Consider the following 9,123-nt stretch of genomic DNA (forward strand, 5'->3'; position numbering starts at 1 on the left):
GAAGATTTCTCTCTGCGTTCGGAATGACTCATTTCTTATAGTCATTTTTTATTTACCATTATTTTGTTTCAGGAAATCCATCATGGTAAATTGAAGGAACGATCAGAATACCTCAATCCAAATCCAAATTCAAAAATAAATGGTCCAAAGTAAATCCCAAACTGCCGAAGCGTATTTACAAGAACTTCCCGAAGATAGACGGGAAATCGTTTCTACAATTCGAGAAAAAATCTTGGATAATCTACCGGACGGATATGTCGAATCTATGAATTGGGGTATGCTTTGTTATGAGATTCCTCTAGAGACTTATCCGCACACTTACAATAAACAGCCGCTCGGCATTGCGTCCATCGCTTCGCAAAAAAACCACATCGCTATTTACATGATGGGTTGCTACATGGTTCCGTCTCAACGCAAAAAACTAAAAAAAGCCTTTTCCGATATGGGCGTTAAACCCAACATGGGAAAATCCTGTATTCGCTTTACGAAACTAGAAAAAATTCCCCTCAAAACTATTCTAGAACTCATTCGAAATTTTTCTGTAAATGAATACATCAAACATTACGAATCTGTGAAGAAAAAATGAATTCTATGAAGAAACAAGATATCCGTTCCTTTAACTTGTCAGAAATCACTGCATTTTTTGAAGATCGCAACGAAAAACCCTTCCGCGCCAAGCAGGTTTATGAATGGCTGTGGAAAAATTCCGCCGAAGATTTTGATGATATGACCAATCTTTCGAAAGATATTCGCGAACTCTTGAAAAATCATTTCATGATCAATCCAGTCACGATTGCAGAATCGCAGGTAAGTAAGGACAGAACTACTAAATTTTCATTTCTACTGCAAGACGGACTTTTTTGCGAAGGCGTTTTGATTCCAACTTCAAGCCGCATGACTGCCTGCATTTCTTCCCAAGTCGGCTGCAGTTTATCCTGTGCTTTTTGCGCGACCGGATCCATGCAAACTTTTCGAAATATCAGCGCGTCTGAAATGTATGATCAAGTCAGACTTATTCGAGACTGGGCCAATAAAAGATTTGACCGACCTCTCACAAATATTGTGTATATGGGAATGGGCGAACCACTTTTGAATTACGGAAATGTTTTGGATTCCATAGAAAAAATTACATCCATAATCGGACTCGGAATTTCACCGCGGCGCATTACCATATCCACCGCCGGAATTTCAAAAATGATCCAGAAACTGGCAAACGATAAGGTGAAATTCAATCTTGCGCTTTCACTCCATTCCGCCATTGACGAAAAGCGAAAAAAAATCATGGAAATCAACGAAAGCAATAATTTAGAATCTCTAAAAACTGCCCTACTCTACTTCTGTAAATCCACCGAAAAAATGGTTACACTTGAATATATTTTGTTCGACCAGTTTAATGATACTCAGAAGGATGCCAAAAGTCTCGCAGATTTTTGTTCAAGTATGGATGTAAAAGTAAACATTATTGAATATAATCCAGTGAAGGGTGTCCCCTATCAGAAATCAAATCCGGAAGCAACCCGTCAATTTCAAGCAATTTTGGAACGCAGCGGAATTGAGGTCAATATTCGGCGAAGCCGTGGCAAAGATATTGATGCCGCATGCGGGCAACTCGCATCTAAACTAGAAAAGGGCTTGGCATGAAAAACTTTCTAATTTCTCGGTACCTCTGCGTCTTTGCGTTGATTCATTATTCGACGAGAAAATCTAGCTGAAACATGCATCCACTTTTAAAATCACTATCCTATGGCGACAAGCGCATGGTGAAAGGTGTTGAAGATGTTGTTGTATTAGTTAAAAAGGATCCTTCCTTATTTTCAATTTTAATTAATGGAATTTCCAGCAACAACGAATTGATTGCCATGCGGTCAGCAGATGCAATTGAAAAACTAACTACTAACTATCCTGAATGGTTGAATCCTCATAAAAACCGATTAATTGAATTGATTTCTCAAGCCGATCAGCAGGAAGTCCGGTGGCATTTATGTCAAATCGTTCCACGCATACCACTAAGTAAAAGGGAACGGAAAGATTTGATCAAATTATTTCAACGATTTCTAACAGACAAAAGCAGAATTGTGGTCACCTTTACAATGCAAGCATTGACTGATTTAGCCGGAAATGATAAAGAAATAATTCAGGAAGTATTCCCTATTATTAAAGACTTAACTGAAAACGGTTCCCCTGCCATGAAATCGAGAGGCAGAAAACTTTTGCGGCATTTGGCAAAAGCCTGAATTTTTAATATTTAAACGGTTTTTGAGTTTCAATTCGTGTTCGGATAATCCACGCATTGCGGTAGCCAATTTCATTTAACCTCTTCTGAAGCCGTTCGGCATCTACCCTGTTTATACAGTTCCCCAAACGAACTTTGTAATGAGGTACTTCAAATGTAACAAAAACCGGTTCCTGGATAATATTTTCTAAAACTATCTTCATACTATCAGCTTTTTCTTTTTGATCTGACGCAAAAACCTGCACCCGAAATCCTTCTAGAATAAGTTGGGTTGAATCCAATCCAAGCGCTTTATCAAGATCGCTTGTATTTTTTATAAGCGGATCCAATACGGCCGGCCAATTGGGTTGAGGGGTTTTTAATATCGAAGCATCGAATGATTCATTTTTCAGAGAATCTTGCCCGGAAGCAATCACGATGAACAGGATTGGGATAACGAAATTCATAAGGCTCGCAGTGTTTTATCGGGAATCCACCCTTTCTTCCCATCAAGCAAAACAATTTCCACCCATTCCGGATAATCTTGAGTTATTTGTACAACGGTGCCTTCATGGATACGAAACAGAATCTTATCATCTGAACCGGCCGGTGATGAAAGTGCTTCTACTACGGGCGTAATAACTACTGCCTGCTGCGATCCGGTAATATCCCAATACAAATCCAACATAAATCCGTGAATTGCAAGTACACCTATGACCGATGGAAGAATAATCCTGCGATATGCACGCCCACGAATGAAACCAAATAATTTTCCAACCCAACTTACAGCCGATATCAGAAGAAAAATTCCGCCAAGAATAAAAACATCGCCTAAAGTCACTTTTTGCTTCAGCGACCGATAATAATCAACGAGAATCATTCCTTTTGGGAAATCAATCCTGTCTCTTACATGCGCCCTTACCAACGCATTGTTGTGCTGTAAATCCTTGTCCCGCGGATTAAACTGAAGACCTTTTTCGTACGCCCAAATAGCATTGCCAATTTCCCCTTGCCTGAAGTATGCATTGCCCAAATTATAATAAAGATCTTCATGCTCAACAGAATGAATTAATGATTCATACAATTGAGATGCTTCTTGAAATTGATCAGACGAATAGTATGCATTCCCTTTGTTGTATAAATCATCAGCAGATTCTTGACCTGAAAGCATTCCAGAAATAAAACAAAAAATTACTCGTTTAATTAGATAATCTTTCATGATAATTGTTCATCAATTTTCGTAAGAACAGATTGTGCTTCTTCAATTAATTCTGCTGCTTCAAGTTCTTGGCCGGGAGCATATCGAATTGCATCGCAGGCGGATAGAATCCTGATAATTTCAAATTGTAATGCTTCCGATATTTTGTTTTGTAAAATGTCTTGAGCGCCCATGGGATCCATTGCTCGGACATCTAGTCCGCATTTTTCAGATAAATAATGATAAATCGTTCCGGGAATTTCAGAATCCGGATTTTCTGATACTTTAGATAGCGTTTTCAACGCCTTTCTTAAAGCAGCTTTCGAACGTCGTTCCGGAGCAGATGCGATGGCTTTCTTGCGTGCAGTTTCCAATGGATACGGCGACAGAAATAATAACGCAGAAAATCCATACATCAGCCATGCAACAATTGAAATAGGGCTCGCCCCCTTTTTATGCCACGAAGGCACGTCTGTTTTGATATAATGAATGTCCTCTTTTAGTAATTCCACTTCGCTTCTTGAAAGACCGGGCGCAACAGCAGTTTGATCCCCTTCCTCTACAATCAAACTATGTCCGGGCGTTTTGGCACGATCCCATGATTTTGTTTCAGGATTAAAATATACAAGCTCAACTTTTGGGATGTACACTCGGCCTGCTTCTCTCGGAATCAAAATATACTCAATGGTTAGCTCGCCGGTAAGTTGATCTCTAAGCGTTTCTTTTTGAAAAACAGATGTTGGCGAATGGACTTGAATATCGCTTTGAAAAGTAATTTCAGGAAGACTAAACAGATTAAAATTTCCTGTGCCTCTTAGGTTAATTTTAAAAGTTACTGCCTCATTAACTTTCAATTTTTGGGCATCCAATTTTGAATCCAATGTAAATGTGCCAACCGCTCCAGTAAAATCTGAAGGTTTACCGCTTGGGTATGGTATAACATTCAATTTTACCTTCTTTGATTGAATTACTTTTTGCACCGTTTGGGTGAAAAATGAATCAAAAAATGGTGAATCAAAAAATGGGTCTTTTTTCCGTTTTTGGTTGACAGAAACTGCACAGTTCACTTTCATTGGATCCACAAAAAGATCGCCTGTTTTCGTCGGAAAAAAGGCAGCTTCGTACAAAGTATAAGAACGGTATCGAACACCATTCACCTGAGTGTCTCGATGCCTCGGCGATGCCGGCTTTCGAAGATCTTCAACCCAAAATCCGGTTCCTTTTGGATATTCCACATTAGACAAAGACAAATTCACTTTGGTGAACAATTTGTACGAAACAGTAACCTGTTCACCAACAAAAGCGGTTTCTTTATCCGCAGAGGCAATGATGAAAATATCTGCGTTGGTTGCGTCGGTATTCCCATCGGATTTCACCACCATGTTGATAGGATTTGTTTTATATCGCATCCCCCCAAGCGTAATACTTAAAGACGGTATTAAAATTTTCCCATTTTTGGTTGCTGTGAGTGTCCACGTTAAACTTCGAGAACTTGTCATTTTCCCATTCACCCATTGAACATTCGTTTGCTGCGCCGGACCGCTCACGATATTGAAGTTTTTAAGTAGCGGGGAAATATCCACATTCGGTGTTTGATCGGCATCTTTCGCTACCACCTTATAGGAAAATACGTCACTCCGGCTGATGATATTAGCGTCCACGGAAGCAGATACACTTACCGCTCCCAGGTGCGTTATTATTCCAACTATCGTAGGAAACAAATATTTGAAGATTCTCTTCACCAGTCCTTCTCAAGTTTGCGGGATTTTACACGTGCCATCTGTCGTTTCTGAAGTATTTTTTCATCTTCTTTTAATGCATCTAAAATACGCTCAGCATTCCGTAAATCTTCCATTTCTTCGGCAGAAGTTTCGTCCTGTTTTGCAGGAGACTGTTCTTCGGAATTTTCATCTTGATCATTTTGGCCATTTTGTGATTCTGATTCTTTCTGTTCTCCTTCGTCTTGCTTTTGATCATCTTCACTCTTTTGCTGATTTTCTTTCTGATCACCCTCTTCCTTATTTTCGGATTCCTGTTTCTGCTGATCTTGTTTATCCTGATCTTCGCTTTGTTCTGAATTAGAATCTTGGTTTTGCTGTTGTTCCTGATTTTCTTGTGCCTGATATCGAATCATTTCATAATTATATTTGGCATCTGTATCGTCAGGGTTCAACTCAAGCGCTTTTCTAAAAAATGCTAGACTTTCTTCATTCCGCTTGGCATTGAATAGCGCGTTTCCCATATTGTAATACGCTTTTGCTTTCAACGCATCGTCTTCCGTATTCAACGCTCGTTCAAAGGCATCCATCGCCATTTCTACATTGCCTTGACTTAAAGCAGAAGTTCCGATGCCAAAATGCGCTTTATCCTCCGAACCGCCTTGGCCCAAGGTGGATTCGTAATATTGAATGGCTTTGTCAAATTCACCCTTTTTGAAATGAGAAAGCCCTTTATCGTCCTCCGCATTTGCGAAAGACAATGCTATAATGATGAAAATGAAATTAATCTTGATCATGGTTTCGTTTTCTTGAAGTTGGATAGACAAATCCTGCAATCCAAAACAGCATGGATAAGGCCGTAAATATTTGGTATCGATCTTCGAATTCCGAATATACAAATGTTTTAAATGTTTTCTTTTCCATATCATCGACGGCATTTAGCAACGCGTTAAATCCACCTTGCCGATTATCAAACCGAGTATAAATACCATTTCCCGCCTCCGCAAGATCTTTCAGGATTCCCTCATTTAACATGGTTGTAACCAATTTCCCGCTTCGGTCTCGTTTATATTGCATATTGTTTTCCCTTTGGTGAGGGACAGGAATCAGCGATCCTTTAAGGGTACCTACACCTACCGTATGAATGGTCATTCCATTTTTTGTCGCCTTTTCAGCAATAGCAACCGCTTCGCCTTCATGATCTTCACCATCAGATACAAGAATGACCACTTTATGTTTTTGGCTCTCTTCTTGAAATCCTGAAATTGCCGTATTGAGAGCAGAACTCAGTGAAGTGCCTTGCGTTGGAATCATTCCCGTATCGATATTTTCCAAAAAGAGCTGCGCCGCTTCGTAATCCGTTGTCAGCGGAAGATAGAAATGGCTGACGCCAGCATATACAATCATAGCAACTCTGTCACCTTTCAATCTTCGAATGACTTGAGAAATTTCATATTTTGCTTTTTCAAGACGGCTGGGTTTTACATCTTCCGCATTCATGCTGTTGGATACATCAATGGCAAAAACGAGGTCTATACCTTTGCGTTCCACAGGACTAAGCCGAATTCCGATTTGCGGACCGGATACTGCGAAAATGAGAAGCATTAAGCTAAACGCAAAAAACCATCCTTTTCGTTTCTTTCGGTTTTCATCCAAACCGGAAAGCAGTGCTTTTTGCACTGAGGCTGAACTTCCCTTCAGCCACGGCGTACGCTTCCTATTTTGAGCCAGCCACACAAGCATCAAGCCTGCAATTGGAATCAGTATTAGTAAAAATATGGGATGGCGAAAAGCTATCATGTTCGCTTCCTTAATACGTGCCGCTCAAAGGATTCTGTGCCCAATCCGGCCACCAATGCCGGCAGCAGGAACCACGCAAATAATTCCTCGTACCGAGTATATTCCTTCACTTTGATTTCGGTCCGTTCGAGAGCATTGATTTCAGCATACACCTCTTCTAATCCGAATCTGTCCTTTGCCCGGAAATACCGGCCTCCTGTTTTATCGGCAATACTTTTCAATGTTTTTTCATCAATAACATTTCTCATATTTCCCCGCCCCGGCACGAAGGAAACCGATCGGTCGGTTCCTGCGCCGATAGTATAAATTTTTATTCCAAATTGACTTGCGAGATCGGCCGCCGTCAACGGATCAAGTTCGCCGGCATTGTTGCTTCCGTCCGAAAGTAAAATCATGACCTTACTTTTTGCTTTGCTGTTCCTGAGCCGGTTGGTTGCGTTGGCAATTGCCATGCCGATGGCGGTTCCGTCATACGCTTGCTCTGCCACGCGGACATCCGCCAGTAGTCGCCTCACCACATCCTGATCTACCGTCAGCGGACATTGAATAAACGTTTCGCCGGCAAAAACAAGCAATCCCATTCTGTCGCCTTCCCGTTCCTGAATAAACATATCGGCCGTCTTTTTTACCGCTTCGAGGCGGTTCGGCTCAAAATCAGTCGCCAGCATACTGCTCGAAATATCAATGACGAGCACGATATCCACCACATCCACATTCGTTTCCTGAAGGGTGTCAATTCTGCGCGGACCGGCGAGACCGACAATAATAAGAGACAAAACAGAAAGCCGAAGGATTTTAAGAAGACGGGATTTCAGAATTCCTTTTTTCTTGATGCTTTCCGGAAAAATGCGATGGGATGAAACCAAAACTGTGCCCTCCAGTTTTTGGCCTGCCTTCAGCATCCAAATCCACAGTATTGGAATAAGCGCCAGGAATATGAGAATCCAGGGATGAGAGAACTCAATCATGGTTTCAAAACTGGCATTGTTTGATAAAATTCATACTATTTCAACAAAATCATTTTATTAGATTGTGTAAACATTCTGCCGGTCTTTAAAGACTTGGATGTCAGTTTACAGATGTACATACCAGTGGCAACTTCTCTTCCGGTTTTATCCCTGCCGTCCCAGATAACCTTGTGCCTGCCGGAGGTTTTTACTTCCTGAACCAGTTGAGTTACTTCCCTGCCGTAGATATCATATACCGTCAGGTTTATGTTGGCGGAAGTTTCTATATCAAACCGAATGGTGGTTGTTGGATTAAAGGGATTGGGATAGGCGGGATACAGGGTAAATGATGTTGGAACTGCTGGGGTGGTTTTTATCTTTTTACTGTTTGCTGACTCTAAACCAGCCAGAAACGTAAACGGGGAGTCGGGATAGTTTTCTTTTAGTTTTCGGTACACCTCTTTTGTACTTAAGTGTACATGGCTGCCTGCAGTGGTTCTGCCTAAAGGACCATCGCCTCGTTTCTTGGCAATTAGAAATTCTTCGTACAAAAGTTTGGGTTCCATCTCATTATTCGGGTATTCAGTGCGGATAGTATGAATGTGACCTTCTGCTTCTAAAAGCATTGCTAGTTCCCCGTCTTTAATCTTGTGAGAAGACAAGAGTGAATGAGCGTGTTTATGTACACCGGTTCCTTCAAATTGCTCTGAAATAGATACAAGTGCCAGTATCATAGCTTCTTCTTGATTCAGTGCCTTGTAACAGCGTGCCAATCCGTACAGGGAAAGTTCGCCAGGTTTTTCATTGGGGACTGCCGTTACAACCTGAGCATAAAGATCCAGTGCAGCTTCAAAATCGCCTGCTGCTTCCAGTTTAGATGCCTTGTGATACAGCTCTTCTATATTGGCAATCTCAGGGGAAGGAACCAGTTCTGCTAAAACCGGTTCCCACAACACATTCTCAACAGATGCTTCATCAAAACCAAACGGACCGGTAAAAGAACAGGATTGTAAAGACCAGTTATTTCCTATGGCGTAGATGGTACTTCCCTGATTATGAAAATTAACCTCGTTACCGTAAATAGAGTTGTAACCCAATAAATCGTAGGAAACATCAAGCCAGGGTCTGAGTCTGTAGGGACCATGACCCAGATTGGGGGAAGACATATGCCAGGTGTGTACTGCAACATCACAATTTTTAATCACATTATTGGTGGTATTACAGGATCTCATGGCAGTGATGCCGTTG

Annotated in this window: 10 protein-coding genes; 3 read left to right on the forward strand and 7 right to left on the reverse strand. The window is 41.1% G+C overall.

Translation table 11 applies throughout. The features are described 5' to 3' along the window. Nucleotides 1–139: 139 nt before the first annotated feature. The 3 genes from HOD97_03050 to HOD97_03060 all read left to right on the forward strand — a co-directional run bounded on the left by HOD97_03050 (nucleotide 140) and on the right by HOD97_03060 (nucleotide 2,234). Nucleotides 140–586: a DUF1801 domain-containing protein gene (locus tag HOD97_03050; protein ID MBT4280590.1), complete on the forward strand. Its 447-nt coding sequence runs from the start codon at nucleotides 140–142 to the stop codon at nucleotides 584–586. Next, a complete protein-coding gene (gene rlmN / locus HOD97_03055; protein MBT4280591.1) occupies nucleotides 583–1,641 on the forward strand; it encodes a 23S rRNA (adenine(2503)-C(2))-methyltransferase RlmN in 1,059 nt (352 codons plus the stop codon). The genes HOD97_03050 and rlmN overlap by 4 nt, the downstream gene beginning before the upstream one ends. Nucleotides 1,642–1,715: 74 nt before the next feature. Next, nucleotides 1,716–2,234: a hypothetical protein gene (locus HOD97_03060; protein ID MBT4280592.1), complete on the forward strand. Its 519-nt coding sequence runs from the start codon at nucleotides 1,716–1,718 to the stop codon at nucleotides 2,232–2,234. A 4-nt stretch (nucleotides 2,235–2,238) separates the two neighbouring features. On the opposite strand, the gene HOD97_03065 is transcribed toward HOD97_03060, so the two are convergent. Genes HOD97_03065 through HOD97_03095 form a run of 7 tightly spaced genes read right to left on the reverse strand, consistent with a single transcriptional unit; the run spans nucleotide 2,239 to nucleotide 9,107 of the window. Continuing rightward, a complete protein-coding gene (locus tag HOD97_03065; GenBank protein ID MBT4280593.1) occupies nucleotides 2,239–2,679 on the reverse strand; it encodes an SPOR domain-containing protein in 441 nt (146 codons plus the stop codon). After that, nucleotides 2,676–3,431 carry a tetratricopeptide repeat protein gene (locus tag HOD97_03070; GenBank protein ID MBT4280594.1) on the reverse strand — a complete coding sequence of 252 codons (756 nt, stop codon included), beginning with the start codon at nucleotides 3,429–3,431 and terminating at the stop codon, nucleotides 2,676–2,678. The genes HOD97_03065 and HOD97_03070 overlap by 4 nt, the downstream gene beginning before the upstream one ends. Beyond that, a complete protein-coding gene (locus HOD97_03075; GenBank protein MBT4280595.1) occupies nucleotides 3,428–5,152 on the reverse strand; it encodes a protein BatD in 1,725 nt (574 codons plus the stop codon). Before HOD97_03075 ends, HOD97_03070 begins: the two co-directional genes overlap by 4 nt. After that, nucleotides 5,149–5,925, reverse strand: coding sequence for a tetratricopeptide repeat protein (locus tag HOD97_03080; protein ID MBT4280596.1), 777 nt, complete (start codon nucleotides 5,923–5,925; stop codon nucleotides 5,149–5,151). The genes HOD97_03075 and HOD97_03080 overlap by 4 nt, the downstream gene beginning before the upstream one ends. Continuing rightward, nucleotides 5,912–6,928, reverse strand: coding sequence for a VWA domain-containing protein (locus tag HOD97_03085; GenBank protein ID MBT4280597.1), 1,017 nt, complete (start codon nucleotides 6,926–6,928; stop codon nucleotides 5,912–5,914). The genes HOD97_03080 and HOD97_03085 overlap by 14 nt, the downstream gene beginning before the upstream one ends. Continuing rightward, nucleotides 6,925–7,896, reverse strand: a complete 972-nt coding sequence (locus tag HOD97_03090; protein ID MBT4280598.1) for a VWA domain-containing protein — start codon at nucleotides 7,894–7,896, stop codon at nucleotides 6,925–6,927. Before HOD97_03090 ends, HOD97_03085 begins: the two co-directional genes overlap by 4 nt. A 35-nt stretch (nucleotides 7,897–7,931) precedes the next feature. Beyond that, nucleotides 7,932–9,107, reverse strand: a complete 1,176-nt coding sequence (locus tag HOD97_03095) for a T9SS type A sorting domain-containing protein (GenBank protein ID MBT4280599.1) — start codon at nucleotides 9,105–9,107, stop codon at nucleotides 7,932–7,934. Nucleotides 9,108–9,123 lie beyond the last annotated feature (16 nt).

Source organism: Candidatus Neomarinimicrobiota bacterium (assembly GCA_018651745.1).
In the GTDB taxonomy this organism is placed as follows: domain Bacteria; phylum Fidelibacterota; class Marinisomatia; order Marinisomatales; family TCS55; genus JAAZYX01.